Source organism: Amycolatopsis roodepoortensis (assembly GCF_014873915.1).
Taxonomy (GTDB): Bacteria; Actinomycetota; Actinomycetes; order Mycobacteriales; family Pseudonocardiaceae; genus Amycolatopsis; species Amycolatopsis roodepoortensis.
Window position 1 is genome coordinate 248,895 of sequence record NZ_JADBEJ010000001.1, and the last position, 24,583, is coordinate 273,477.

The window sequence follows — 24,583 nt, forward strand, 5'->3', positions numbered from 1 at the left end:
CTCAAGTACGTGAAGGCCCCCTTCATTGCGCTAGACGCAATGAAGGGGGCCTTCACGTACTCCCCGCATTCAGGAAGGAGGGGCCTCGATCAGCGGACCGCTGACGCCGGCCTGTTCGTGCGTGGCCATCTCCGCCAGCACCCGCGTCGCCATGAAGACCAGCGGCAGCGCCGCGACCGCGCCCGTCCCCTCGCCGAGGCGCACGTCCAGGTCCAGGATCGGGTCCAGGTCGAGGTGCTCCAGCGCCAGCGCGTGCGCGGGTTCGCCGCCACGCTGACCCGCCGCCCACCACTGCCGCGCGCCGGGGACGAGTTCCTCGGCGACCAGCGCGGCCGCGGAGGCGACCAGCCCGTCCAGGATCACCGGCGTCTTCCGGAGCGAGGCCTGCGCGAGGAAACCCGCCATCGCCGCGATGTCGGCGCCCGCGGCGGTGCGCAGCAGGGCGACCGGGTCGGCCAGCACGGTCCGCGCGCGCCGCAGCGCGTCCCGGACCGCCGCGGCCTTGCGCATCCAGGCGTTGTCGTCGATCCCCGAACCGCGGCCGACGACGGCCACCGGCTCACTGCCGGTCAGCGCCGCGACCAGCACCGAGGCGGGCGTGCTGTTGCCGATCCCGAGGTCGCCCGCGATGAGCAGGTCGGCCCCGCCGTCGACCTCGGCGTCGGCGATCGCCCGGCCCGCTCGGACGGCGGCACGCGCCTCCTCGTCGGTCAGCGCGTCCTCGACGTCGATCGAGCCGGACCCGCGCCGCACCTTGAACTCGCCGATCGACCGCGTCGCGGGGGCGTCGCTGTCGACGGCCATGTCGACGACCCGGACGCTCGCGCCCGCCGACGCCGCCAGGACGTTGATGGCCGCGCCGCCGGTCAGCATGCTGCCGACGAGTTGCGCGGTGACCTCACTCGGATAGGCCGAGACGCCCTTCGCCGCGATGCCGTGATCCCCGGCGAACACCACGACCCGGGGCCGCGTGAACGGCCGCGGCGGCGACTGGCCCTGGCAGGCCGCGACCCATACGCCCAGTTCTTCGAGCCTGCCCAGCGAACCGGCCGGTTTGATCAATTTGGAGTGCAGGGCGATCGCCGCCGAGCGCGCGTGTTCGTCAGGCTGCTCGACTTCGGCGAACTCGAGGATTTCGTCGTTCAACGCCCTGCCCCTTCGGATCGCTTCGGTGGCCGGGCCCAACCTACCCACCCGCCTGTGCAAGAGTTGCCTGTGGCTCAGACGAAGGCCGCCGGGGTGGTGCTCGCGAGCGGCGCGGGCACCCGGGTCGGCGCCAAGCTCAACAAGGTGTACCTGCCGGTGGCGGGCGAACGGATCGTCGCGTGGTCGCTCGCCGCCTTCGCCCGCGTGCCCGGGATCGACGTGCTCGTGCTGGTCATCCGGCCGCAGGACACCGAACTCGCGCAGGAGGTGCTCGCCGCGCATCCGGGCGAGGTCGAACTCGTCCACGGCGGCGCGACGCGCCAGGGCTCGGAGCTGAACGCCTTGCGCCACTTGGCTTCCCGCATCGAGAGCGGCGAGATCGACGCGGTACTGCTGCACGACGCGGCCCGTCCGCTCGTCACCCCGGAACTGATCGCGGACGTCCTCGCCGCCACGCGGCGCCACGGGGGAGCGGTACCCGGCGTCGCGGCCGACGACATCGTGCGGGTCGGCGGCGACACGGTTTCCGGCGCGCTGCCCGGGGCGATCAGGGTGCAGACACCGCAGGGTTTCCGCGCGGCCCCGTTGCTCGAAGCCTACGAAACGGCCGAGCGTGAGGGTTTCGTCGGCACGGACACGTCTTCGTGCATGGAAAGGTTCTCCGCGCTGCCGGTGCGGTGGGTTCCGGGCAGCGCGGAGAACCTCAAGATCACCTACCCGCACGACCTCGTTGTCGCCGAGCAGGTGATCGGCCGAGGTTAGGGATCTCCCTGGTCGGCCTTGGTCGGGATGGCGGGCAGAATCGTGACCGGCCTTCGTGCCTCCATCGGGATCACGCAGTCCGGATGTGGTTGCAGCAGCTGGATCGGCGCGGCGGCGTCGCCGGGCGCCGGGATGGTGAGCACGGCGCGCAGGGTCCAGTCGGCCGTGGAGTGGTACTGCCAAGAGACGAGCGCCGGGCGGAAGACGTCCGTGTCGGCAAGTGTGGTGACGCGGAAGGCGCTCGCCCGTTCTTCCCCGCGGAGGATGAGGACGTCGGCGCAGGTGTCCCATTGGAAGACCGCGGCACAGACCTCCGGTTCCTCCCGGGGGCCGAAGATGTAGACGACCCACCTGCGTCTTCGAAGCTCTTCGAGCAGTTCGTCGATGCTCAGATGGTTCATCGAGCCCCCCAACGGGTTTCGGGAACTTCTCGGAGAGTAACAGGTGTACTAGAGCACCGTCCAGAATGTGTACTAGTACGTAATAATGGGGTGTGAGCAGGATCCTTGGTGCTCGCCCATTGGTGTGCTAGAACGCTTGTGCGCACCGCGCGACCTTGTGAGGAGTCACCTTGCCCGCCGTCGATCGACCCGAACCGCCGTATCTCCAGATCGCGGGCAACATTCGCGACGACATCGTTTCGGGCAGGCTCAAGGAAGGCGACGCGGTCCCGTCCGCGCGTGAGATAGCCAGAAACTGGAACGTCGCGATGGCGACGGCGATGAAGGTGCTCTCGACGCTGCGCGCCGAAGGTCTGGTCCGCGCCGTACGCGGCGTCGGCACAGTGGTGCAGACCAGGACACTGCACCGCTCCGCGCACGATCGGACGATCTCGATCGCGCGAACCGGCAAGGTCTATCCGCCGGGCCACTACGCGAAAATCCGCGAAGCGGGCCTGCTGCCGGCGCCGGACAGGGTCGCGGGCGCGCTCGGAATCGATGAAGGCGCTCCGGTGATCCGGCGGCGCAGGACCACGTACGCGAGCGAAGGCCGGCCGGTGTCGACGTCGGTCTCGTGGTTCGACGGCGCTGTCGCGTCAAAGGCTCCGTTGCTCTTCGAACCGGTGCGGATCGTCGAAGGAACGGTCAAGTATGTGGCGGACCGGACAGGCCGGGTTCTGACCTCGACTCATTCTCAGCACGCCGCGGGGCTGGCGGGTGCCGAGGACGCGGCGGAACTCGGCGTGGCCGAAGGTTCGGCGATTCTGTTGAGTCGCAACAGGTTCATGTCCGCCGAGGGTGACGTACTCGAGTACGGCGAATCGGCGGCGTTGCCGGACCACTGGATTTTCTACGAATACAACATCGAGGACGGGGCATGAAGCACATTCACGCGGGTAAGGTCCGGGACCTTTACGAAATCGACGGCGACATTCTGCTCGTCGCGTCGGATCGCGTTTCGGTCTACGACGTCTCGCTGCCGACCCCGATCCCGGACAAGGGTGCGCTGCTGAACCAGCTTTCCGCCTGGTGGTTCGAAAAGATGGCCGACGTGGTGCCGAACCACGTCCTCTCCACGACGGACGTCCCCGCCGAATTCGCCGGCCGCGCCATGCGGTGCAAGCCGCTGAAGATGATCCAGGTCGAGTGCATCGCGCGTGGTTATCTCACCGGTCTCGGAATGCGTGAATACCGGCGCGACGGCAAGGTTTCCGGCGTCGAACTGCCCGCCGGTCTCGTCGAAGCGGACAAGCTGCCCGAGCCGATCTTCACGCCCACCACGAAGATCTCCGACACCGGCCACGACGAGTTCATGACCTTCGCCGACGTCGTGAACGAGATCGGCAAGGAGACCGCGGATCGCCTCCGCGATCTGACGCTGGAGGTCTATACCAAGGGCGCGGAGCACGCGGCGAAGAACGGCATCATCATCGCCGACACCAAGATCGAATTCGGGTTCGACGCCGACGGTGTGCTGACGCTCGGGGACGAGGTGCTCACGTCGGACTCGTCGCGGTTCTGGCCCGCCGACGAGTACGAGCCCGGCCGCACGCAGCACGCGTTCGACAAGCAGTTCGTCCGCGACTGGTCCACGACCACCGGCTGGGACAAGACGCCGCCCGGGCCGGCCATTCCGGACGAGATCGTCGAGGCGACCCGCAAGCGCTACACCGAGGTCTACGAAAGGATCACCGGGAAGACCTGGATTCCCGGTGGTGGTCATGCCTGAACAGCAGGTCTACGACCCGTACCGGCTGATCGACGACGTCGAGGGCCTGCTGATCCAGCGGGGTCACCGGCCGCAGCGGCTCGACGGCCGGACCGGTGACCGGGTCGCCGGCGCGAGCAGGTTGCTGCGGGGCTTGGGCATCGATCCCTTGCGTGCCCCCGGTGACGCCCTCGACCTCGACGGCCAGATCGCCTACCAGTCCCGGGTACACGGCGACTGACCTCTGTCGCAGTTAGTCGGCTAAATGCGGGAAAAGCGTCCGCATTTAGCCGACTGACTGCGTTCCGAGGATCAGGGTGAGCGGGTCAGCGTCGGGTCGGTCTCGGTGACGCCGTCGAGGGCCTCGTCGATCGCGGCGAGCAGATCCGCGTCCAGCTTCACGCCGGCCGCCTTCACGTTCTCGTGCACCTGCTCCGGCCGCGAAGCGCCGATGATCGCCGAGGCGACGTTCGGGTTCTGCAGCACCCACGCCACGGACAGCTGGGCCATCGTCAGGCCCGCCTTGTCCGCGATCGGCTGAAGCCGCTGGACGCGCTCGAGGACGTCGTCGTTGAGGAAGCGGGCGACCATGTTGGCGCCGCCCTTCTCGTCGGTCGCGCGGGAGCCCTCGGGCAGCGGCTGACCGGGCTTGTACTTGCCGGTGAGCACGCCCTGCGCGATCGGCGACCAGACGATCTGGCTGAGCCCTTCACGTTCGGACGCCGGGATGACCTGCGCTTCGATGACCCGCCACAGCGCGTTGTACTGCGGCTGGTTCGAGATGAGGGGCACCTTGAGCTCGCGTGCGATCGCCGCGCCCTGGGTGATCTGCTCGGCGGTCCACTCGGAAACGCCGACGTAGAGCACCTTGCCCTGGCGGACGAGGTCGGCGAAGGCGAGGAACGTCTCTTCGAGCGGGACGGTCCGGTCGAAGCGGTGCGCCTGGTAGAGGTCGACGTAGTCGGTGCCGAGCCGCTTCAGCGAAGCGTGCGCCGACTCCATGATGTGCTTGCGGCCGAGGCCCTGGTCGTTCGGACCCTTGGGGCCGGTCGGCCAGTAGACCTTGGTGAAGATCTCCAGGCTTTCGCGGCGCAGGCCCTTCAGGCCGCGGCCGAGTACCGATTCGGCGGCCGTGTTCGCGTAGACGTCGGCGGTGTCGAACGTGGTGATGCCCACGTCGAGCGCCGCCTTGATGCAGGCCTGGGCCTGGTCCTCTTCCACCTGGGACCCGTGGGTGAGCCAGTTGCCGTACGAGATCTCACTGACATTGAGGCCGCTGCGGCCGAGTCGTCGAAACTCCATGGACGCGACTCTACCCCAGGCCGTTAGCCACGCTAACGACCCGGGTTTCCGCAGATCAGACCTTGTCGCCGGGCTTCACGCGCGGCTTCGGGACCCGCAGCTTGCGGATCTGGCTCGCGCGGATGAAGGAGTACCAGCCGACGGACGTGCCCTTGATCGTCTCGTTCGGGAACTTCAGGCGGACCATCTTCGCGATCCGGCGCCCGCTGAGGAAGCCCTCGACGATCATGCCGAGCAGCATCACGGTGCACAGCAGCGTCGCGTACCGCTGGACCTCGGGGTACGGCAGGATCAGCGCGACGAACACGAGGATCGCCAGCGGCATGAACAGGCCGAGCAGGTTGCGCCGCGAGTCGACCAGGTCACGGATGTAGGCCTTGACCGGGCCGCGGTCACGGGGGAGCAGGTACTTGTCCTCGCCCGCCATCATCCGCTCACGGCGTTCCTTGGCGGCGTTGCGCTGCTTGAGCTTGTACTCCGGGTCGGCCTTCGCGGACTTCCGGAGCTCCTTGTTGCGCTTCATCGCCTCCCGCATGGTGGTCGGCGGGGGCGCCACCGGGCCGCGGCGCTTGGCCTCGGCCTCACGCCGCTTGGGCGTGGCCTTGCCCTTTCCGGGCGTGTACGACTTGGCCTGGACCTCGACGGCCTCGTCGCCGGGGGTCTCGGTGTCCGTCGTGGCGGAGTCTGTGGTGCTACGGCGCAGGAACCTCACCCCACCAGGGTAGTCGCGGGCGTCACGGTCCCACGCACCAGGCCGAGCGATATGTCACCATGGTGGGGAACAGATCGGGACTCCGACGTGTTGGACCATGTGCAAGACGAGTACCCGCAGCGAGTTCGACCAGAGGGAGAACCATGACGACCGCTGAGCAGGCAGCCGCAGCTCAGGCCGAAACCGCCGAGGAGACCCACGGCGTGACGTTGACCGACGCCGCCGCCAGCAAGGCGAAGGCCCTGCTCGAGCAGGAGGGCCGCGACGACATGCACCTGCGCATCGCCGTCCAGCCCGGTGGGTGCGCGGGCCTGCGCTACCAGCTGTTCTTCGACGAGCGCACGCTCGACGGTGACCTGTTCCGTGACTTCGACGGCCTCCGCGTCGCCGTCGACCGGATGAGCGCGCCGTACGTGTCCAGCGCCGTGATCGACTTCGTCGACTCGATCGAGAAGCAGGGCTTCACGATCGACAACCCCAACGCGACCGGAAGCTGCGCCTGCGGCGACAGCTTCCACTGATCCGCGTCGAGGCATGAAGAAGGGCCGCGAACCTCACCCAGGTCGCGGCCCTTCTTCATGCCTGCGGTTCTTGCCGCCGGAGCGGGATCAGACGTAGGCGTCCAGATCGGCCACCTGGGCGTGGCACCGCTCGTCCACGGTCCAGGGGGGAGCGATCTGCCGGGGCAGGGGCAGGTTCTCGGCCTGGAGGGACGCCGGGATGCCGGCACAGTCGGCGATGAGTTCGCCGATCGATTCCGGTTCGAGGTGATACGTGGAAGTGGTCACGAACGACAAGCTAATGACTCGTGTCCGAGTAGGACACCACTACCAACCGGTAGTGTTGATGGCCGTGCCCGAAGCAACCCGTATGGGGCATGACCTGCGGGTAACTTAGCCGTCCTCGCCTCGGCGGGGCCGACCGACCAAGGAGAACCGGTGGCAGACAACGCCAGGATCGCGGTATCCGGCAGTATCGCAACCGACCACCTCATGCACTTCCCAGGCAGGTTCGCCGAGCAGCTCGTCGCCGAGCAGCTGCACCGGGTGTCCCTGAGCTTCCTGGCCGATGACCTCGTCGTCCGGCGGGGCGGGATCGGCGCGAACATCGCCTTCGGGCTCGGTGTGCTGGGCAAGCGCCCGATCCTGGTCGGCGCGGTGGGCTCGGACTTCGCCGACTACCGGTCCTGGCTCGAGCGGCACGGCGTCGACACCGCCGGAGTGCTGGTCTCCGAGGTCGCGCACACCGCCCGCTTCGTCTGCACCACCGACGTGGACCTCTGCCAGATCGCCACCTTCTACGCCGGCGCGATGGCGGAGTCCCGCAACATCGAGCTGGCGCCGGTCGCCGCGCACGCCGGTGAGCTGTCGCTCGTGCTAATCAGCCCGGACGACCCCGAAGGCATGGTCCGGCACGCCGAGGAGTGCCGCCAGCGCGGCTACACCTTCGCCGTCGACCCCTCGCAGCAGCTGGCCCGGATGGACGGCGCGCAGGTCCGCGCCTTCGTCGAGGGCGCGAAGTACCTGTTCAGCAACGACTACGAATGGGAACTGCTGCTGCAGAAGACCGGCTGGTCCGAGGCGGACGTCCTCGACCGCGTCGGCATGCGGATCACCACGCTCGGGGAGAAGGGCGTCGAGATCGTCGGCAAGGACGGCCTCGCGCTGCAGATCGGCGCCGTCCCGGAGCGCGGCAAGGTCGACCCGACCGGCGTCGGCGACGGCTTCCGCGCCGGGTTCATCGCCGGTATCGACGGCGGGCTGGGCCTGGAGCGTTCGGCGCAGCTGGGCTCGCTGATCGCCGTGCTGGTGCTGGAGACCGTGGGCACGCAGGAATGGTCCTTCGACCGCACCGACGTCCTGGGCCGCCTCAAGGAGGCCTTCGGGCCGGAGTCCGCCGAGGAGATCGCGGCGATCCTGCCCGCCTGAGGCTGCGTTATAGCGCGTGAAGGCCCCCTTCCCTCGGCTCAGCCGAGGGAAGGGGGCCTTCACGCGCGATGGGTCAGGATGGCGGCGAGTTCGGCGGGGCGGGACAGCTGCGGACAGTGCCCGGCGTCGATCTCGATCGCGGTGACCCCGAGCCGTTCCCGGGCCGCTCGCCGCATCCAGTCCGGTTTCAAAGTGCGGTCCCGCGTGGGGACGATCACCGTCGACGGGATCTCAGGCGCGGCCCCGGCGGGATGCGTCGCGAGCACCGCGGGGTTGAACAGCCGCAGGCTCTCCAGCGCCGGCCGTTCGGTCTCGGGATCGCAGTCGTGGAAGAGGAATTCCGACGCCTTCGCGGGATCCGCCGCCGGGTCCACGCCGATCCAGTCGGGTTCGAGCACGTCCCGCGCCTCGTCGCGCAGGCTCCGGCCGCCGTCGAAGTCGGGGATGTAGGCGGCGACCCACACCATGGCCCGCGCGTCGAGCGCTTCGGCGATCGCGGGCAGCAGCACTCCGGACCCGGAATGGGCGACGACGACCGGCCGTCCGCCGTCGTACTGCTCCCGCACGTGCTGCGCGTAGCCCTCGACCGGCAGCTCCACCGGGGTCAGCAGGTCCACGGCGATCGCGCGGTGCCCGGCGGCGGTGAGCAGCTTGGCCACGCGGTCCCAGCTCGCCGGGCTCTGCGTCGTGCCGTGCACGAGGACGAAGTCCATCGCTCCATGCTGGCCTCCACCGGGTGACCGGTGAAGGCCAGTGTCACGAGTCGTGACTAGAGCTTCACCGGGTAGACGGGTTCCGGCACTTCGGGCTTGATGCGGTTCTCGACGAAGATGCCGTGCCACAGCATGAACACCAGCAGCGCCCACAGCTGACGGCTGCGGTCGAGCTGCCCGGCCTTGTGCTCTTCGAGCAGCGCCAGGACGGCCTTCTTGTCGAGCAGCGCGTCGGTCTGCGAGTCCGAGATGATGCCCTTGGCCCAGTCGTACATCTCGTTGCGCAGCCACAGCCGGATCGGCACCGGGAAGCCCAGCTTGCGCCGGTTCAGCACGTGGCCCGGGATGATCTTCGCCAGCGCCTGGCGCAGCGCGTACTTCGTGGTGCCGTGCGCGAGCTTCTGGTCGAGCGGGATCGTCGAGGCGACCTTGAACACCTCGGCGTCGAGGAACGGCACGCGCAGTTCCAGCGAGTTCGCCATGGTCACCTTGTCGGCCTTGACCAGGATGTCGCCGCGCAGCCAGGTGTAGAGGTCGACGTGCTGCATCCGCGCGACCGGGTCCCAGTTCTCGGAGATCTTGTACCAGGGCGCGGTGACGTCCTTGAAGCCGATCCCGTCCTCGTACGTGCGCAGCACCTTGCGGAGCTGGTCGTCGCGGAAGTTGCGCGCGTTGCCGTAGTAGCGGTCCTCCAGCGGCAGCGCCCCGCGCCGCAGCAGGTCCTTGCCGCGGGTGCCCTCCGGGATCTTCGTGGAGACCTTCCCGATGATCTTCCGCATCCCGCCGGGGATCTTCTCGAACGGCGCCAGCGAGATCGGCTCGTTGTAGATCGTGTAGCCGCAGAAGAGCTCGTCGGCGCCTTCGCCGGACAGCACCGCCTTGACGTGCTTGCGTGCTTCGCGGGCGATGAACCACAGCGGCACGAGTGCCGGGTCGGCCACCGGGTCGTCGAGGTACCAGACGATGAGCGGCAGCGCCTCCATCATCTCGTCCGCCGAAACCGTGCGGACCACGTGCTTCACGCCGATCGCGGCGGCCGATTCGGCGGCGACGTCGACCTCGGAGTAGCCCTCGCGCTCGAATCCGGTGGTGAACGCGATCAGGTTCGGGTTGTGCTCCTTGGCCAGCGTCGCGGTCGCGGTGGAGTCGATACCGCCGGAGAGGAACGCGCCGACCGTGACGTCCGGGTCGGAGATCATGTGCTTGCCGACCGAGTCGCGCATCACATCGGCGATGCGCTCGTACAGTTCGTCGGCCTCGGCCTGGCTGTTCACGGGCTTCGCGTTGAACGTCGGGTGGAAGTACCGAGTGAACTCGACGTCACCGCCGGGGACGACCCGGAACGACGTGCCGGACTCGACGCGACGGACGCCGGTGTGCATCGACTCCGGTTCCGGCACGTACTGGAGCACCAGGTAGTGCTGCAGGGCCGTCTTGTCCAGCTCGTCCTTGACCCCGAGCACGCTCGAAAGCTCCAGCAGGCTCTTCTTCTCGCTGGAGAAGGCGACCTTGCCGGGGCCGGCGGAGTAGAACAGCGGCTTGATGCCGAACGGGTCGCGCGCGCCGAAGACGACCTTCTCCTGGGAGTCCCAGATCATGAAGGCGAACATCCCGCGCAGCTTCTTCACCGCGTCGTCGCCGAGGTAGTGGTAGGCCGCGACGATCGCCTCGCCGTCACCCTCTGTGGCGAATTTCGCACCGTGCTCGGCGGCCAGCTCGTCGCGCAGCTCTTTGTAGTTGTAGATCTCGCCGTTGAAGTTCAGCGTGTAGCGCTCAGGGGCCTCCGGCGGACCCCAGATCAGCGGCTGGTGGGCGTGGTCGACGTCGATGAAGGCCAGCCGGTTGAAGCCGTAGACCACCTCGGCGTCGGCCCAGGTGTCGTGCTCGTCGGGGCCGCGGTGCCGCTGGCAGCGCATGGCCGCGTCGACGGCGTCACGGGCGCTCGCAGCGTCGGCTTCGGTCGAACAGATCAGTCCAAGCAGGCCGCACACGTCTAGTTCACACACCTCTTGTTGGCCGAGCGGGGAGAAGGGCCCAGTATGCCGGTGGGTGTGTACACCCGGATGTGGTGGGGGATACGCGTGTTGTGGTCACCCCTTGGTCAGCGCGGCGCCGCAACTCGGCTAGGCTCCGCCTGTCACGAAGATCGGTCGAGGAGGCTCTGGGTGAAAGGGCAAGGCGCAGTGGGAAATCCAGAGCGCACCCCAGTCAAGCGGTCTGGTCGCGTCGTCGCGCTCGCCGTGCTGGTGATGCTGACTGCGACGGGCTGTTCCGGGGAAGAGGTCCTCCGCTTCGGCTGGCCTGCCGGGGTGACCCCGCAGGCGCACGACATGCGCACGCTGTGGACGTGGACCGTCATCGCCGCGCTGGTCGTCGGCGCCATCGTCTGGGCGCTGATCTTCTGGACCGCGATCTTCCACCGCAAGAAGAAGACCGCCGACGGCGCGGAGGAGGAACTGCCCCGTCAGTTCCAGTACAACATCCCGCTGGAGATCTTCACGGTCGTCGTCCCGACGATCATGGTCTGCGTGCTGTTCTTCTTCACCGCGACCACCGAGAACCGCGTGCTCGCCGAGACGGAGAACCCGGACGTCACGGTCGACATCGTCGCGTTCCAGTGGAACTGGGAGTTCAAGTACAAGAGCGACTCCAAGAACCACGACGACCCCGAGATCACCACGGTCGGCAGCTCGACCGAGATCCCGCTGCTCGTCCTGCCGACGAACAAGACGATCCAGTACAACCTGCGGTCGGCCGACGTCATCCACTCGTTCTGGGTGCCGGAGTTCCACTTCAAGCGGGACGTCATGCCGGACCCGGAGAAGAACAACCAGGACTTCACCTTCCAGAACTCGATCGACAAGGAAGGTTCGTTCGTCGGCCGCTGCGCCGAGCTGTGCGGCACCTACCACTCGGGGATGAACTTCGAAGTCAGGGCGCTCTCGCCGGACAAGTACGCGCAGTACATCCAGCTCCGCGGCACGGTGAACCCGAAGAGCGGCAAGCCGAACACCGCCTCCGAGGCGCTGACGGCGATGAACTGCGGCGAGCTGTGCTCGCCCTACGCCGTCACCACCACCCCGTTCAACACCGACCGCACCGCGCGGGTCGCGTCCAACTGACCCGGCTGTTCGAGCCCGAAACAGGAGTGAGGCAACGTCCATGAAGGTCGAAGGACGGATTTTCTTCCTCGTCGCGGTCTTCTCCGTCGTCGTGGCGGGTATCTACGCGTACATGACCGGAACGATGACCCGGGACGGCGTCGAGCCGGTCGGTGTGGTGGCTCTGATCCTCACCGGTGGCCTGGCCTTCCTGGCCGGGAGCTACCTGCAGTTCGTGGCGCGGCGCATCGAGCCGCGGCCGGAGGACCGGGAAGACGCCGAGATCAGCGACGGCGCCGGTGAGCTGGGCTTCTTCAGCCCCGGCAGCTACTGGCCGGTCGGTCTCGCGGCGGCCGCCGCGCTGACCGGTGTCGCGCTCGCGTTCTTCCACGTCTGGCTGCTGATCATCGCGCTGGGCCTGGTGATCGTCGCCATCGGCGGGCTGGTGTTCGAGTACCACACGGGCCCGAACCACGAGTGACGTCTTGACGCCGAAACGGCGCCCCGCTCCCTGTGGAGCCGGGCGCCGTTTTCGCATTCAGAGGACCCAGAGTCCCTCAAGTTCCCCTCATCCGCCCCCGGCACCACACCTTCACGTACTTCCGAAACGGCACTCACGACCCGCTGGCCCGAGTGGCCACCGCCGTCTCAAGCGCCGGCGCGGGCTTGGGTGCTCGTTTCGGCGCCAGCGCGGCGGCCAGGACGGCCAGCATGCCGAGGCCCTCCGGCCACGTCGGCCGGTGCCCATAGGCGAGGACGTCGACGACCACCGCGACCACCGGGTAGACGTAGGACAGCAGCGCCACCGTCGTGGTCGGCAGCTTGCCGATGCTCGCGTACATCAGGACGTACATCAGCGCGGTGTGCACGGTCCCGAGCAGGATCAGCCACAGCAGCCCTGAGGTGTCCGTGGGCAGCGGAGTGACGAGCAGGGCGGGTGCGAGCACGATCGTGCCGGTCGCCAGCTGGACGGCCGCCAGGACGTGCGGGCGGACGTGCTTGAGCTGCTTCGCGACGAAGGAAGCGCCGGCGTACAGCGCGGCCGCGCCGAGGGCGAGCGCGATCCCCTCCAGGCGGACGGGTTTCCCGTCGGCGCCGTGTGCGGAAAGCGAGATGAGCGTCACCCCGCCGAACGCGATCAGTGCCCGGACCAGCTGGCTCTTGGCCATCTTCTCGCCGAGGAACGCCGCCGCGAGACCGACCAGCATGAGCGGCTGCGTGTGGTAGACGACGGTGCTGACCCCGATCGACGACAGCGAGTACGAGGCGAACAGCAGGACCCAGTTGCCGACCAGGAACAGCCCGCCGAGGACGGCGAGCAGCAGGTCGCGGCGGCTGAGCGTCCACGGGCGGAGCCAGCCCCGGGCCGCGCTCCACACCAGGAGCAGCAGCCCGCCGACCAGGCTCCTCGCGAACGCCACGGCGGGGGCTTCGGCGCCGCTTTCGAGGACGACGGCACCGATCGTGCCGGAGAGTGCCATCGCGGCGGTCCACTGCAGCACGGGGTTGTTCTTGTTCATGGCGACCACTTTCGCCGTCGTGCCCGCGTTCAACCAGTGTCAGAGATGACATCGACCGCAAAACTTGTGACACACTGCGCGGATGGATGTGAAGAAGGTCGCGGTCGTGCTCGCCGACCAGGTCTCGCCGTTCGAACTCGGCGTCGCGTGCGAGGTCTTCGGCACCGATCGCAGCGCCGACGGAATCGAGGGCTGGGACTTCGCGGTGTGCTCGCCCGGCGGCGAGAACGTCCTGAGCTGGTCCGGCTTCGGGCTCGATGGCCTGGAGAGCCTGGACTTCGCGGCGTCCGCGGACCTGCTGATCGTGCCGACCTGCGCGCCGCGCAGCGCGAGCCCGCCGGAGCCCGTGCTCGAAGTCCTGTGTGACGCGGCGAGCCGGGGTGCCTGGGTTGCGGGTTTCTGCGCGGGTGTCTTCTCCCTCGGGTACGCGGGGTTGCTAGACGGGCGCAACTGCACCGTGCACTGGGTCTACGAGCAGGAGTTCCGGTCGCGTTTCCCGACGGCGAAGGTCGACCCGAAAGCGTTGTACGTCGACGACGGCGGCGTCCTCACGAGCGCGGGAACCGTCGCCGCCGTCGACCTGTGCCTGCACCTGGTGCGGGAATTGCGCGGCGTCGCCGCGGCCACCACGCTGGCCAGGCGGATGGTCGCGGCGCCGCATCGGGTCGGTGGTCAGGCGCAGTTCGTGCAGGCGCCGGTGCCCGAGACCGCCGCGCCGGACGACACCGTGCTCGCCGAGGCGCTCGAATGGATCGAGCGGCGCTTGGACCAGCCGTTCACCGTCGCGGAACTCGCCAGGCGCAGCGGTTTGGGGGAGCGCACGTTCCTGCGCCGGTTCTCGGCGGCCACCGGGACGACGCCGCACCGGTGGCTCACCGAACGCCGCCTCGACCGCGCGCAGTCACTGCTCGAAGAGGGACGTCTGTCCATTGAGGACATAGCGGTCGCCTGCGGATACGCCTCCGCCGCGGCGCTGCGGCATCAGTTCGGCAAGCTGCGCGGGACCAGCCCGAGTGCTTACCGCAGAACGTTTTCCGCCGGCTAGATTTCTTGCCCCACGGTGACATGGACATGGTCGGGGACCTCGTCGTGCTTGTCGCCGACGGTGAGCGTCCCGGTCGGCTCGAACAGCAGCAGCGAAGCACCGTCCACTGAGGACGGTTTGTGGAAGGTGCCGCGCGGGACGACGAACACGGAGCCGCGGGGGAGCGTGACGACCCGTTCGCCCGCGTCCTCGCGCAACGCGATGTCCAAGGTGCCGTCGAGGACGAGGAAGAACTCGTCGGTGTCCTCGTGGACGTGCCAGACGTGCTCGCCCGCGACCTTGGCGAGGCGGACGTCGTAGTCGTTGACGTGGGCGACGATCCGCGGGCTCCAGATCTCGTCGAAGCCGGCCAGCGCGGTGTCCAGATCGATCGGTTGCTTGCTCATGATCCGATCCTCGTCACTGGACCGCTGGAGCGGTGAGTGCTAGGAATCGCATATGTCGCATGATTCCTCGCACGAGGTCGCCGTCCTGGTCGACGAAGGATCCAATCCGTTCGAAATGGGCGTCGCGACCGAGCTGTTCGGCCTGCGGCGGCCGGAGCTGGGCAGGCCCTGGTACGGCTTCACCCTGTGCGCCGCCGAGCCGTCCGTGCGCATGCACCTGGGTATGTTCACGCTCACCGGGGTCGCCGGGCTCGAAGCCGTGGAGACCGCGGACACGGTGATCGTGCCCAACCGGCCCGATCCGGAGACCCCGGCCAAGGCGTCGGTGCTGAGGGCCGTTCGCGCCGCGGCCGAGCGGGGTGCCCGGCTGGTGAGCTTCTGCACCGGCGCCTTCACCCTCGCGCAGGCCGGTGTCCTGGACGGACGGCGCGCGACGACGCACTGGAAGTGGGCGGGACTGTTCCGCGAGCTGTATCCCCAAGTACTGCTGGAGCCCGACGTCCTCTTCGTCGACGACGGCGACGTCCTGACCGCGGCGGGCAGCGCGGCCGCGCTCGATCTGGGGCTGCACCTGATCAGCCGCGACCACGGCGCCGAGATCGCCAACGCGGTGAGCAGGCGGCTGGTGTTCGCCGGACATCGCGACGGCGGCCAGCGGCAGTTCGTCGAGCGTCCGCTGCCGCCGGTGCCGGACACCTCGCTGGCGCCGGTACTCGCCTGGGCGCGGGAACGGCTGGACCGCCCGCTCACCGTCGCCGACCTCGCCGCGCGGGCGGCGGCGAGCCAGGCGACGCTGCACCGGCGGTTTCGCGCCGAACTGGGCACGACGCCGCTGGCGTGGCTCACCACGGAACGGATCGCGCTGGCGTGCCGGCTGATCGAGCGCGGGGAGCAGCGGCTGGACCTGGTGGCGCGGGCTTCGGGGTTCGGTACCGCCGCGAACTTGCGCACGCAACTGCGGCGGGCAACGGGGCTGACGCCTACGGCTTACCGGGCACGCTTCAGCACCGCCTCGTGAGTGGTAGGGACGGTTAGAACCGTCCCTACCACTCACGAGGCCGCACCGGCGATGTCACGTGACCGACTGGACGACACGCGTGATCGGATGGACGACACGCGTGATCCGATGGACGACACGCGTGATCGGATGGACGACACGACCGCGGCCTGGGGCTCCGCCGCGTGTCGTCCGTCCAATCACACGTGTCGTCCGTCCCGACACATGTGTCGTCCGTCCAATCACGCGCATCGGCAGTAGGTACCCCAAGGAGGCCCTTGGCTCCAACCGTCCTCACCGCTCAGGAAGTCAGGCGAAGGCGATCCACCGGTTCAGCAGGTCGGCCGCCGCACCGGAGTCGATGGCCGACGCCGCCCGCGCGAACCCGGCCGCCAGATCGTCTTCCAGCGACCCCGAGAACCCGGTGAAAGCCGCCAGCGCGGCCGCCGAGTTGAGCAGCACCGCGTCCCGGACCGGCCCGGTCTTCCCGGCCATCACCTGACGGAACACCTCGGCGTTGTGCGCCGCGTCGCCGCCGCGCAGGTCCTCCGCGGTCACCCGGGGGAGGTCCAGCGACGCGGGATCGAAGCTCCGCTCGGTGATCTCTCCACCGGAGACCACCCACACCGAACTCGTGGTCGTGGTCGTGAGCTCGTCCAGCCCGTCGTCGCCGCGCACGAGCAGCACGGTCATGCCGCGCCGCGCGAACACCTCGGCCAGCACACGGGTCTTGTCCTCGTAGGCGCAGCCGATCAGCGAACTGCGCGGCTGCGCCGGGTTGGTCAGCGGGCCGAGCAGGTTGAACGTCGTCGGCACGCCGAGCTCGCCGCGGGTCGGCCCGGCGTGACGCAGGGCGGGGTGGAACTTCGGCGCGAAGCAGAAGCCGATGCCCAGTTCGTTCACGCTGCGCTGGACCGTCTCGGGCGGCAGGTCGATGGTGACACCCAACTCCTCCAGCACGTCGGCCGCGCCGGACTTCGACGAAGCGCTCCGGTTGCCGTGCTTGGCCACCGGCGCGCCCGCCGCGGCCGTCACCACCGTGGCCATGGTGGAGATGTTGACCGAATTGGACCGGTCGCCGCCGGTGCCGACGATGTCGACCGACGGCCTGTCGATCGTCACCCGCCTGGCGTGCGCCAGCATGGCGTCGGCCATCCCGGAGATCTCCGCCGGTGTCTCACCCTTCGCGCGCAGCGCGACGGCGAACCCGGCGATCTGGGAGGGTGTCGCCGCCCCGCTCATGATCTGGTCCATCGCCCACGCGGTGTCCTCTTCGGACAGGTCCGCGCGCGCGATGAGCTGGTTGAGCAGGGAAGGCCAGCTCTTCGCGGCCGAGCTCATCGGCTCAGCCGTGCACGGCCGGCACCCGCCGGGCGCGCAGCACGTCGGCGACGGTTTCGGCGGCGGTCAGCGGGTCGAGCGGGTGGACCAGCACCGCGTCGGCCTGCGACCAGGTCGCGAGCCAGCGGTCGTCCTTGCGCCGCACCGAGACCACGATCGGCGGGCAGTCCTCGATCTCGTTCTTCAGCTGGCGGGTCAGCCCGATGCCGCCGGTCGGCTGCGCCTCGCCGTCGAGGATGGCGAGGTCCACGTTGCCCGCGTCCATCTCGACGAGGACCTCGGAGATGCCGGACGCCTCGGTGTAGTCCACCCGGCCGAGGTCGGCGGCGGGCCTGCGGCCGACGGCGTTGATGATCGCCTCGCGCACCTCCGCCTTGTGGCTGAACACCAGGATCCGCATCGCCTGCTCGCCCATGAGCGCGCCTCCGCCTCGTCTAGTCATGTCGACCCCGCGATGTTATCCGCCATGACCGACATCACGTGGACCACCCGACGGCTGGAGCGCGTCCCAGCCCAGCGAATCCCCGCCGAGCCGCTGCGCGAGGCCCGCCATCCGTGACCGTTCCTGCGCGCAGTGCAGCGCGTCGAGGGTCTGCACCCGCACCGCGTGCGCGAGGGCGAAGTCGCCTTCGTGGCCCTGTTCTCGCAGCTCCCAGCCGTCCTGGGCGAGGATCGAGGCCGCCTCCGCCATCTTTTCGGGCGGCAGCTTCAAGTGATGGCGCAGGATCGCGGGCGCTTCGGCGACCCAAGCGGGTGATCTCGACAACGCCGAAGAATCCGCCTCGGCGGGATCGAAGGCCTCCACGACGATCTCGACGCCGGGCGTGTCGACCGTCAGGCCTGGGAGCTTCGGCTTCTTGACCAGGTCACGAAGCCGATCTAGTAAACCCATGAGTAGCCCTGTTCCCACTTTCGTTCAGATGTGACCCGACACGCACGCGACCCGCCGTGGACCCACCCGGCGGGCCCCGTGCGTGAGAGGACATAATGCGACGCGTGACAACGGCAGCTCCCACCATCAGCCAGCGGGTCCACTCGCTGAACCGGCCGAACATGGTCAGTGTCGGCACCATCGTGTGGCTGTCCAGCGAACTGATGTTCTTCGCCGGACTGTTCGCCATGTTCTTCACCGTGAAGGCGCAGAACGCGTCCGGCCAGTGGCCGCCGCCGCTGCACGGTGAGCCCTTCCACCTGAACATCGCGCTGGCGATCCCGTTCACCGTGATCCTCGTGGCGTCGTCGTTCACCTGCCAGTTCGGTGTGTTCGCCGCCGAAAAGGGTGACGTGTTCGGCCTCCGCCGCTGGTACATCATCACGTTGATCATGGGCGCGATCTTCGTGGGTGGCCAGGCTTACGAGTACCTGAACCTGATCCACGAGGGGCTGACCATCCCGTCCGGCGCGTACGGCACGGTCTTCTACCTCGCGACCGGGTTCCACGGCCTGCACGTCATCGGCGGGCTCATCGCGTTCGTGTACTTGCTCATCCGCACCAAGCTGAGCAAGTTCACCCCGGCTCAGGCCACCTCGGCGATCGTCGTGTCGTACTACTGGCACTTCGTCGACATCGTGTGGGTGGGCCTGTTCGCGGTGATCTACATCCTTCCGTGAACGAAGCCGCCACCACGACCTATCGGCCTGAACTGACAGCAAGGGTTGCCGCAAGATGACCTCCAGCAAGAACAACACGGAGCGCCGCTTCCGCAAGCGGTCGAAGGCTCGCAGGCGGTTCGCCGGCGCGCTGGCGCTCGGGATCGCGCTGCTGAGCGTGGGCGGGTTGTACGCCGTTTTCGCCCCGGAGCCGCAGACCGCGCAGGCGCAGGGCGAATCCGCCCTCCTGCGCGAGGGCGAGAAGCTCTACAACAACACGTGTATCGAATGTCACGGGCCGAAGCTCGAAGGTGTCACCGACCGTGGCCCGAGCCTCATCGGCATCGGCGACGCGGCCGTGTACTTCCAGACCTCCACCGGCCGCATGCCGGCGGTCCGCCAGGAAGCCCAGGCGCAGCGGAAGCCGCCGAAGCTGACCGAGGCCGAGATCAACGCGCTGGGTGCCTACATCCAGGCCAACGGCGGCGGCGCGCAGCGTCCCGCCGAGAAGGGTGACGCGCTGCGTGGCGAGGACGTCGCGCGCGGCAGCGAGCTCTTCCGCCTCAACTGCGCCTCCTGCCACGGCTTCACCGGCCGCGGTGGCGCGCTGTCCTCGGGCAAGTTCGCCCCGAACCTGGACCCGGCCACGGAAGAGCAGATCTACACCGCGATGCTCACCGGGCCGCAGAACATGCCCAAGTTCTCCGACCGGCAGCTGTCGCCGGAGGAGAAGAAGGACATCATCGCGTTCGTGAAATCCGTGAGTAACGGGAACAACTCACCCGGCGGTAACTCGCTCGGCGGTCTTGGCCCGGCCTCGGAGGGCGCGATCGCGTGGATCGTCGGGATCGCCGCGCTGATCGGCGTGACGTTGTGGATTGGATCGAAGGCATGAGCGCCGAAGGGCCGAAGCCGCCGACAGAGGCGGAGTTGGCGGACATGGATCGCGACCAGCTGGTCAAGCTGGGTACCGCGCTCGACGGGGTCGAGATCGTCGAATACCCGACGCCTTGGCCGGTCGAGGGGACGAAGGCGGAGAAGCGCGCCGAGCGCTCCGTCGCCCTCTGGTTCGTGCTGGCCGCGCTGTCCGGCCTCGCGTTCGTGGTCCTCATCGCGTGGCCGCACTGGTTCGAGTACAAAGAGCCGGGCAAGCACGGTTACACGATGTACACCCTGTACACGCCGCTGCTCGGGGTCACCCTCGGGCTCGCCGTGCTCAGCCTCGGTATCGGTGTGATCCTCTACACCAAGAAGTTCATCCCGGCCGAGGTCGCGGTCCAGGAGCGCGGGGACGGCGGTTCCAAGGAGGTCGACAAGGCCACCATCGTCGCCCAGCTCGCCGACTCGGGCAGCCGCAGCACGATCGCGCGCCGCTCGATGATCAAGCGGTCCGCGGGTGCCGGCGCCGGTGTGCTCGGTCTCGCCGTCGCGGCGCTGCCGGTCGCGTCCTTCATCAAGGACCCGTGGAAGGACACCGAGAACCGCGATTCGCTGTGGCACTCGGGCTGGAAGAAGAACTTCCCGGAAGAGAAGGTCTACCTGCGCCGCAACACCGGCCGTCCGCACGAGATCTCCCTGGTCAAGGCCGAGGACCTCGACGCGGGCGCGATGGAGACGGTGTTCCCGTACCGCGAGTCCGAGAAGGACGACGAGCACGCGCTGTCGGCCGCCTTCAAGCGCGTCGACAACCCGGTCATGCTGATCCGTCTCCGCCCGACCGACGCCGCCAAGGTCGTCAAGCGTCAGGGCCAGGAGGACTACAACTTCGGCGACTACTACGCGTACACGAAGATCTGCAGCCACGTCGGCTGCCCGACCTCCCTGTACGAGCAGCGGACCAACCGCATCCTCTGCCCCTGCCACCAGTCGCAGTTCGACGCGCTCCACTACGCCAAGCCGATTTTCGGTCCGGCGACGAGGCCGTTGGCCCAGCTTCCGATTACAGTGGACTCTGAGGGCTACCTGATCGCGCGCGGAGACTTCAACGAGGCCGTCGGACCGGCCTTTTGGGAGCGTAAGTCATGAGTTCACTCACCACCCCGACGAAGGGGACGAACCCGGTCGAGAAGGCCGCGGGCGCTGGTGCGAAGTGGGCCGACGACCGGTATCACCTGGCCAAGGGCATGCGGCACCAGCTCAACAAGGTGTTCCCGACGCACTGGTCGTTCCTGCTCGGCGAGATCGCGCTCTACAGCTTCATCATCCTGTTGCTGTCGGGTGTCTATCTCACGCTGTTCTTCGACCCCTCCATGGAAGAGGTCGTCTACAACGGCAGCTACACCGGTCTGCAGGGCGTCGAGATGTCGCGGGCCTTCGCGACCACGCTGGACATCTCGTTCGACGTCCGCGGCGGTCTGTTCGTCCGCCAGCTGCACCACTGGGCCGCGCTGATCTTCGTGGCTTCGATGATGGTGCACATGTTCCGGATCTTCTTCACCGGCGCGTTCCGTCGCCCGCGTGAGGCGAACTGGGTCATCGGCGCGCTGCTGCTGGTCCTGGGCATGTTCGAGGGCTTCTTCGGTTACTCGCTTCCGGACGACCTGCTCTCCGGTACCGGTATCCGCGCGACCCTGTCGGGCATCGTGCTCTCGGTGCCGGTCATGGGCACCTGGATCCACTGGGCGCTGTTCGGCGGGGAGTTCCCCGGCAACGAGATCATCCCGCGCCTGTACACGATCCACATCCTGCTGCTGCCGGGCATCATGCTCGGCCTGGTGGCCGCGCACCTCGCGCTCGTCTGGTACCAGAAGCACACGCAGTTCCCGGGCGTGCGCCGCAAGGAGACCAACGTCGTCGGCGTCCGCATCATGCCGGTCTTCGCGCTCAAGGGCGGTGCGTTCTTCGCGCTGGTCACCGGTGTCATCGCGCTGATGTCGGGCCTCTTCCAGATCAACCCGATCTGGAACATCGGCCCGTACAACGCGGCGCAGGTCTCGGCGGGTTCACAGCCGGACTGGTACATGGCCTGGGCCGACGGCATGCTGCGGATCTGGCCGGCGTGGGAGCTCTACCTCGGGAACTACACGGTTCCGGCGGTGTTCTTCCCCGGCGCGATCGGGATGCCGCTGCTGATCGGGTTGCTGCTGATGTATCCCTGGATCGAGCGAAAGCTGTCCAAGGACACCGCGCACCACAACCTGCTGCAGCGTCCGCGCGACGTCCCGGTCCGGACCTCGCTGGGCATCATGGCCCTGACGTTCTTCGCGGTCATCATGCTCTCGGGCTTCAACGACATCATTGCGTTCGCCTTCGACATCTCGCTGAACGCGACGACGTGGGCGGGCCGGATCGGTGTCCTGCTGGCACCGCCGATCGCGTACTACATCACCTACCGGATCTGCCTCGGCCTCCAGCGGGCCGACCGCGAGGTGCTGGAGCACGGCGTCGAAACCGGCATCATCAAGCGCCTGCCGCACGGTGAGTTCATCGAGATCCACCAGCCGCTCGGCCCGGTGGACGACCACGGCCACGCGATCCCGCTCGAGTACCAGGGCGCGTCGGTGCCGAAGAAGATGAACAAACTCGGCTCGGCCGGGCACGCCGTCGCCGGTTCGACCTGGTCCCCGGACCCGGTCGAGGAGACGATCGCGCTGGAGCGCGCCCGGTCCAACGGGCACGGCAACGGCAAGGTCGACGACATCGGTGGCGAGCCCTCCGAGGAGCGCAAGGAGATCACCTCCGGGCACTAGCTCGGGAGACACGCGTGAAGGCCCCCTTCCCTCGGCTCAGCCGAGGGAAGGGGGCCTTCACGCGCTACAAGGGAAGAAGCTCAGGCGCCTTCGACGCCGATGTCGAACGCGGACTCGCTGTCGGCCTTCGAGTACGACCGGAACGCGATATGCGTGACCGTGCTCAGCACGCCGGGGACCTTGCCGATCTTCGCCGGGATCAGATCCGCGAGGTCCTCGTGGGCCGCGACGCGGACCGAAGCGATCAGATCGACATCGCCCGCGCAGGAATAGACCTCGCGGACACCGTCGATGTCCGCGATCGCCTGTGCCGCCTCGGGGATGGCATCGGCTTCGACCTGGATCAGCACGATCGCCGTGATCAAAGGGTCCTCCTACGTCGGTGAATCCGGTGCCGGAATCCTAGCCCGCCACACGTTCCAGCGCCGTCGCGCTCGCCGCCAGGTCGAGCCATTCCTGCCAGCCGCCCGCGGCGGCGGGCTCCGCCCAGGGATGCGTCGTGCGCACGAGCCGGACGCCCGGGCGGGTCAGCCAGCGCAACAGGATCTGGACTTCCTCCGGGATCGCGCCGAAGAGCGGGCCGGGTCCCGGGATCACCGTCTCCGCGGACGCCACGAGCATCTCGACGACCGGCATCGGCGGCACGCCGCGCCGGGCGACCCCTGCCGACGCGAGCCTGCCGTGCCGGATCACCGCCAGTTCCCAGCCGCCGTTGCCATCCGGCCCGGCGGCGATCAGCTCCGGGATACCCGCCAGCGCCGACTGCCGGTGCGCCCGGCCGACCGCGCGGATCAGGCCGGCCAGTTGATCGCGATGCTGAGCGGCCTGTTCGTAGTGCTCCGCCGCGGACAGCCGGGCCAGCTGATCGGCGGCGGCCCGCAGCGGACGTCCGTCCGTCCCGGCGATGAGCCCGGACACCGCCAGCACGCTCGGCCGGTACGCCTCGATCGTCTGCTTCCCGGCGCACGGCGCTCCGCAGCGCCCGAGCTCGGCGAGGACACAGGGCGTCCCGTTCGGCGCCGTCGCCGAGATGCGCTGGGTGCACGTCCGCAGGCCCGAGGCGCCGGCGAGGGTGTCCGCGGCGGTCCTGGCGTCGGTCTGGGTGCGAAAGGGCCCCAGCATCCCGTCTCGCGGCATGCGGACCACCGACAGGCGCGGGAACGCCTCCTCGGTCAGCGCGACCCACCAGGCGTGCCGTGGGTTCTTGGAACGGCGGTTGTACATCGGGCGGTGGGCGGCGATCAGCCGCAGCTCCCGGACGGCGGCCTCCAGCGCGTGCGCGCATTCGACCGCGTCGACCCGTTCGGCCAGCGCGACCATCTCCCGGATCCGGCCCCGGCTTTCCGAGCCGGTGAAGTACTGCCGCACCCGGCGCCGCAGATCGGACGACGTCCCGACGTAGAGGACCTCGTCGCTCGGGCCGCGGAACAGGTAGACGCCGGGCCTCGACGGCAGATGCTCGGCCAGCGAACGTTTGCGGCGCTGGGCGGCGGTCACCTCGGGCAGATAGTCCAGCAGCTCCTCGAGGGTGTGGACGCCGAGATTGCCCACTCGTTCGAGCAAGGCGTGCAGGACGTCGACGGTGGCGCGCGCGTCCGCGAGCGCGCGGTGGTTCGGCGTGGTGCGCGCGCCGAACAACGCGGCCAGCGCGGAAAGCCGGTAGCTGGGCGTCTCGTCGCGGGAGATGACCCGGCGGGCGAGCCGGACCGTGCAGACGACGGCCGTCTTCGGCCAGTGGTAGCCGTGGCCTTCGCAGGCCGCGCGCATGAAGCCGGTGTCGAAGGCGGCGTTGTGCGCGACGAGCACGGCGCCGGAGATGAACTCGAGGAACGCGGGCAGCACGCGCTCGATGCGGGGAGCGTCGTAGACCATCGCGCCGGTGATGCCGGTGAGCTCGACGATCTGCGGCGGGATCGGCATCCCCGGATTGACGAAGGTGGCGAATTCGCCGACGACCTCGCCGGCGCGGATCTTGACCGCCCCGATCTCGGTGATCCCGTCCGGACCGGGTTTCGTCCCCGTGGTCTCCAGGTCGAATACGACGAAAGTGATGTCCCGCAAAGGAGTTCCCAGCTCGTCGAAGGCGAGTTGCGCCGCGCCGGGCCGCCGTCCGGTGTCCATGGTCGGGCACAGTAGGGGCGGGCACCGACAATCCTGGGGCGTCCCATCCAGCGCGCCCCGAGGGGATGGGGCCTACGCTGGA

General features: G+C 68.6%; 28 protein-coding genes. 14 read left to right on the forward strand and 14 right to left on the reverse strand.

Annotation, left to right across the window (positions count from 1 at the left end):
* Positions 1–69: 69 nt before the first annotated feature.
* Positions 70–1,146, reverse strand: a complete 1,077-nt coding sequence (cobT, locus tag H4W30_RS01205; RefSeq protein WP_192741085.1) for a nicotinate-nucleotide--dimethylbenzimidazole phosphoribosyltransferase — start codon at positions 1,144–1,146, stop codon at positions 70–72.
* 93 nt (positions 1,147–1,239) lie between these two features.
* On the opposite strand from cobT, the gene H4W30_RS01210 reads away from it, so the two are divergent.
* Entirely contained in the window at positions 1,240–1,908 is a 669-nt protein-coding gene (locus H4W30_RS01210) for an IspD/TarI family cytidylyltransferase (protein ID WP_192742369.1), read from the forward strand.
* Here H4W30_RS01210 and H4W30_RS01215 read toward each other — a convergent pair.
* Positions 1,905–2,309 carry a hypothetical protein gene (locus H4W30_RS01215; RefSeq protein ID WP_192741086.1) on the reverse strand — a complete coding sequence of 135 codons (405 nt, stop codon included), beginning with the start codon at positions 2,307–2,309 and terminating at the stop codon, positions 1,905–1,907. The genes H4W30_RS01210 and H4W30_RS01215 overlap by 4 nt on opposite strands.
* A 170-nt stretch (positions 2,310–2,479) precedes the next feature.
* Here H4W30_RS01215 and H4W30_RS01220 point away from each other — a divergent pair, with 170 nt between their 5' ends.
* Genes H4W30_RS01220 through H4W30_RS01230 form a run of 3 tightly spaced genes read left to right on the forward strand, consistent with a single transcriptional unit; the run spans position 2,480 to position 4,297 of the window.
* Positions 2,480–3,229: a GntR family transcriptional regulator gene (locus tag H4W30_RS01220; protein ID WP_192741087.1), complete on the forward strand. Its 750-nt coding sequence runs from the start codon at positions 2,480–2,482 to the stop codon at positions 3,227–3,229.
* Positions 3,226–4,077 (forward strand): phosphoribosylaminoimidazolesuccinocarboxamide synthase, encoded by an 852-nt coding sequence (locus H4W30_RS01225; RefSeq protein WP_192741088.1) that lies wholly within the window; start codon positions 3,226–3,228, stop codon positions 4,075–4,077. The genes H4W30_RS01220 and H4W30_RS01225 overlap by 4 nt, the downstream gene beginning before the upstream one ends.
* The gene (locus H4W30_RS01230) at positions 4,070–4,297 is read left to right on the forward strand and encodes a hypothetical protein (protein ID WP_192741089.1); all 228 of its coding nucleotides are present in this window, start codon (positions 4,070–4,072) and stop codon (positions 4,295–4,297) included. Before H4W30_RS01225 ends, H4W30_RS01230 begins: the two co-directional genes overlap by 8 nt.
* Before the next feature lie 71 nt (positions 4,298–4,368).
* Here H4W30_RS01230 and H4W30_RS01235 read toward each other — a convergent pair whose 3' ends face one another.
* On the reverse strand, positions 4,369–5,358 hold the full coding sequence (locus H4W30_RS01235) for an aldo/keto reductase family protein (RefSeq protein ID WP_126733788.1): 990 nt from the start codon (positions 5,356–5,358) through the stop codon (positions 4,369–4,371).
* A 55-nt stretch (positions 5,359–5,413) separates the two neighbouring features.
* Positions 5,414–6,070 carry a DUF3043 domain-containing protein gene (locus tag H4W30_RS01240; protein ID WP_126733787.1) on the reverse strand — a complete coding sequence of 219 codons (657 nt, stop codon included), beginning with the start codon at positions 6,068–6,070 and terminating at the stop codon, positions 5,414–5,416.
* A 143-nt stretch (positions 6,071–6,213) separates the two neighbouring features.
* Between H4W30_RS01240 and H4W30_RS01245 the strand changes: the two genes are divergently transcribed.
* Positions 6,214–6,591 carry a HesB/IscA family protein gene (locus H4W30_RS01245; protein WP_016336060.1) on the forward strand — a complete coding sequence of 126 codons (378 nt, stop codon included), beginning with the start codon at positions 6,214–6,216 and terminating at the stop codon, positions 6,589–6,591.
* An 87-nt stretch (positions 6,592–6,678) separates the two neighbouring features.
* On the opposite strand, the gene H4W30_RS01250 is transcribed toward H4W30_RS01245, so the two are convergent.
* The gene (locus tag H4W30_RS01250) at positions 6,679–6,867 is read right to left on the reverse strand and encodes a hypothetical protein (RefSeq protein ID WP_192741090.1); all 189 of its coding nucleotides are present in this window, start codon (positions 6,865–6,867) and stop codon (positions 6,679–6,681) included.
* Between the two features lie 141 nt (positions 6,868–7,008).
* On the opposite strand from H4W30_RS01250, the gene H4W30_RS01255 reads away from it, so the two are divergent.
* Entirely contained in the window at positions 7,009–7,998 is a 990-nt protein-coding gene (locus tag H4W30_RS01255; RefSeq protein WP_192741091.1) for a carbohydrate kinase family protein, read from the forward strand.
* 59 nt (positions 7,999–8,057) lie between these two features.
* Here the strand turns inward: H4W30_RS01255 and H4W30_RS01260 are convergent, their stop codons facing one another.
* Together H4W30_RS01260 and asnB are read right to left on the reverse strand one after the other, a co-directional pair.
* The gene (locus H4W30_RS01260) at positions 8,058–8,711 is read right to left on the reverse strand and encodes an alpha/beta fold hydrolase (RefSeq protein WP_192741092.1); all 654 of its coding nucleotides are present in this window, start codon (positions 8,709–8,711) and stop codon (positions 8,058–8,060) included.
* A gap of 56 nt (positions 8,712–8,767) precedes the next feature.
* Positions 8,768–10,702 (reverse strand): asparagine synthase (glutamine-hydrolyzing), encoded by a 1,935-nt coding sequence (gene asnB, locus H4W30_RS01265; RefSeq protein WP_192741093.1) that lies wholly within the window; start codon positions 10,700–10,702, stop codon positions 8,768–8,770.
* Positions 10,703–10,894: 192 nt separating this feature from the next.
* On the opposite strand from asnB, the gene ctaC reads away from it, so the two are divergent.
* A complete protein-coding gene (gene ctaC / locus H4W30_RS01270) occupies positions 10,895–11,833 on the forward strand; it encodes an aa3-type cytochrome oxidase subunit II (protein ID WP_192741094.1) in 939 nt (312 codons plus the stop codon).
* Between the two features lie 40 nt (positions 11,834–11,873).
* Positions 11,874–12,293 (forward strand): cytochrome c oxidase subunit 4, encoded by a 420-nt coding sequence (locus tag H4W30_RS01275; protein WP_126733782.1) that lies wholly within the window; start codon positions 11,874–11,876, stop codon positions 12,291–12,293.
* 133 nt (positions 12,294–12,426) lie between these two features.
* On the opposite strand, the gene H4W30_RS01280 is transcribed toward H4W30_RS01275, so the two are convergent.
* Positions 12,427–13,332, reverse strand: coding sequence for a DMT family transporter (locus H4W30_RS01280; RefSeq protein WP_192741095.1), 906 nt, complete (start codon positions 13,330–13,332; stop codon positions 12,427–12,429).
* A gap of 82 nt (positions 13,333–13,414) precedes the next feature.
* Between H4W30_RS01280 and H4W30_RS01285 the strand changes: the two genes are divergently transcribed.
* Complete coding sequence (locus H4W30_RS01285) at positions 13,415–14,377, forward strand: GlxA family transcriptional regulator (protein WP_192741096.1); 963 nt, start codon at positions 13,415–13,417, stop codon at positions 14,375–14,377.
* On the opposite strand, the gene H4W30_RS01290 is transcribed toward H4W30_RS01285, so the two are convergent.
* Positions 14,374–14,763, reverse strand: coding sequence for a cupin domain-containing protein (locus H4W30_RS01290; RefSeq protein WP_192741097.1), 390 nt, complete (start codon positions 14,761–14,763; stop codon positions 14,374–14,376). The two genes, H4W30_RS01285 and H4W30_RS01290, sit on opposite strands and share 4 nt — an antisense overlap.
* 52 nt (positions 14,764–14,815) lie before the next feature.
* Here H4W30_RS01290 and H4W30_RS01295 point away from each other — a divergent pair, with 52 nt between their 5' ends.
* Positions 14,816–15,781 (forward strand): helix-turn-helix domain-containing protein, encoded by a 966-nt coding sequence (locus H4W30_RS01295; RefSeq protein ID WP_192741098.1) that lies wholly within the window; start codon positions 14,816–14,818, stop codon positions 15,779–15,781.
* Between the two features lie 288 nt (positions 15,782–16,069).
* Here H4W30_RS01295 and trpD read toward each other — a convergent pair whose 3' ends face one another.
* The 3 genes from trpD to H4W30_RS01310 are packed head-to-tail and all read right to left on the reverse strand — an operon-like array spanning position 16,070 to position 17,993.
* Complete coding sequence (gene trpD / locus H4W30_RS01300) at positions 16,070–17,101, reverse strand: anthranilate phosphoribosyltransferase (protein WP_192741099.1); 1,032 nt, start codon at positions 17,099–17,101, stop codon at positions 16,070–16,072.
* 4 nt (positions 17,102–17,105) lie between these two features.
* The gene (locus tag H4W30_RS01305; RefSeq protein WP_016336048.1) at positions 17,106–17,516 is read right to left on the reverse strand and encodes a hypothetical protein; all 411 of its coding nucleotides are present in this window, start codon (positions 17,514–17,516) and stop codon (positions 17,106–17,108) included.
* Between the two features lie 42 nt (positions 17,517–17,558).
* Entirely contained in the window at positions 17,559–17,993 is a 435-nt protein-coding gene (locus H4W30_RS01310; RefSeq protein WP_192741100.1) for a hypothetical protein, read from the reverse strand.
* Between the two features lie 95 nt (positions 17,994–18,088).
* Here H4W30_RS01310 and ctaE point away from each other — a divergent pair, with 95 nt between their 5' ends.
* From ctaE to qcrB, 4 genes are read left to right on the forward strand one after another with little or no spacing between them, the layout of a single operon-like run.
* Entirely contained in the window at positions 18,089–18,712 is a 624-nt protein-coding gene (gene ctaE, locus H4W30_RS01315; protein ID WP_091599208.1) for an aa3-type cytochrome oxidase subunit III, read from the forward strand.
* 55 nt (positions 18,713–18,767) lie between these two features.
* Positions 18,768–19,586 carry a cytochrome bc1 complex diheme cytochrome c subunit gene (gene qcrC / locus H4W30_RS01320; protein WP_192741101.1) on the forward strand — a complete coding sequence of 273 codons (819 nt, stop codon included), beginning with the start codon at positions 18,768–18,770 and terminating at the stop codon, positions 19,584–19,586.
* Complete coding sequence (gene qcrA, locus H4W30_RS01325) at positions 19,583–20,716, forward strand: cytochrome bc1 complex Rieske iron-sulfur subunit (protein WP_192741102.1); 1,134 nt, start codon at positions 19,583–19,585, stop codon at positions 20,714–20,716. Before qcrC ends, qcrA begins: the two co-directional genes overlap by 4 nt.
* The gene (gene qcrB / locus H4W30_RS01330) at positions 20,713–22,380 is read left to right on the forward strand and encodes a cytochrome bc1 complex cytochrome b subunit (RefSeq protein WP_126733774.1); all 1,668 of its coding nucleotides are present in this window, start codon (positions 20,713–20,715) and stop codon (positions 22,378–22,380) included. The genes qcrA and qcrB overlap by 4 nt, the downstream gene beginning before the upstream one ends.
* 80 nt (positions 22,381–22,460) lie before the next feature.
* On the opposite strand, the gene H4W30_RS01335 is transcribed toward qcrB, so the two are convergent.
* Together H4W30_RS01335 and H4W30_RS01340 are read right to left on the reverse strand one after the other, a co-directional pair.
* Positions 22,461–22,745 (reverse strand): Lrp/AsnC family transcriptional regulator, encoded by a 285-nt coding sequence (locus H4W30_RS01335; protein ID WP_126733773.1) that lies wholly within the window; start codon positions 22,743–22,745, stop codon positions 22,461–22,463.
* A 37-nt stretch (positions 22,746–22,782) separates the two neighbouring features.
* Positions 22,783–24,501 carry a DEDD exonuclease domain-containing protein gene (locus H4W30_RS01340; RefSeq protein ID WP_192741103.1) on the reverse strand — a complete coding sequence of 573 codons (1,719 nt, stop codon included), beginning with the start codon at positions 24,499–24,501 and terminating at the stop codon, positions 22,783–22,785.
* Between the last annotated feature and the right edge of the window lie 82 nt (positions 24,502–24,583).